The organism is Vibrio sp. 1727 (genome assembly GCF_033344415.1).
In the GTDB taxonomy this organism is placed as follows: domain Bacteria; phylum Pseudomonadota; class Gammaproteobacteria; order Enterobacterales; family Vibrionaceae; genus Vibrio; species Vibrio alginolyticus.
The window spans coordinates 1-779 of the sequence record NZ_JAWPOT010000197.1; the positions used below are offsets into that span (position 1 = coordinate 1).

1 protein-coding gene is annotated in these 779 nt (G+C 45.8%); it reads left to right on the plus strand.

Annotated features, from left to right (window positions below):
- Positions 1-643: fructose-6-phosphate aldolase (locus R8O10_RS24740; protein WP_318191890.1), on the plus strand; the 643-nt coding region annotated here is incomplete at its 5' end.
- Positions 644-779: the final 136 nt, after the last annotated feature.

The following is a 779-nucleotide window of genomic DNA, read 5'->3' on the forward strand; positions in this document are numbered from 1 at the left end:
GGCAGAAGTAAAACGCTTTAACCAATGCCTACCTCTGAAAGGGGTAACCACAAATCCAAGTATTTTGGCGAAGTCAAAACAAGGCTTGAACCAAACCTTAGCTGGCATGCAAGAAGCGCTAGGGGGCACACCCCGTTTCCATGCTCAAGTGGTGAGCACAACTGTAGAAGGCATGGTGGAAGAAGCGCGCCAAATCCATGAATTACCTTATGATATGGTCGTCAAAGTGCCAGCAACCGAAACAGGCTTATCGGCAATTAAGTTAATGAAAAAAGAGGGAATTCAAGTACTCGCCACTGCTATTTACTCTGCTCAGCAAGGTTTCCTTGCGGCATTGTGTGGCGCTGACTATCTTGCGCCTTATGTGAACCGTATTGATGCGATGAACGGAAACGGTGTAGAAGTGGTCGCAGACCTGCAATTGCTACTGGATCAAAACCAACTGCCTGCAAAAATTTTGGCAGCGAGTTTTAAGAATACCCAACAAGCGATGGAAGTGATGAAGTTAGGCATTGAAGCGATCACCTTGCCTGTCGATGTGGCCGCGCAGATGTTTTCTCATCCATCAGTTCAGCCGGCTGTCGATCAATTTGATAAAGACTGGAAATCCGCATTTGGCAACAAACTTTCATTTGAAAGTTAAGCATAAAATTATCGAAAGTCCCATTCCTCCTCGATCGAGGGGCTTTTGATATGGGAATCTCTGAGAAAAAGTAACATTCGCGCAGGCAACTGTTTATAGATGCGGCTTACGAAGAGATTCCCACCCCACTAATCTC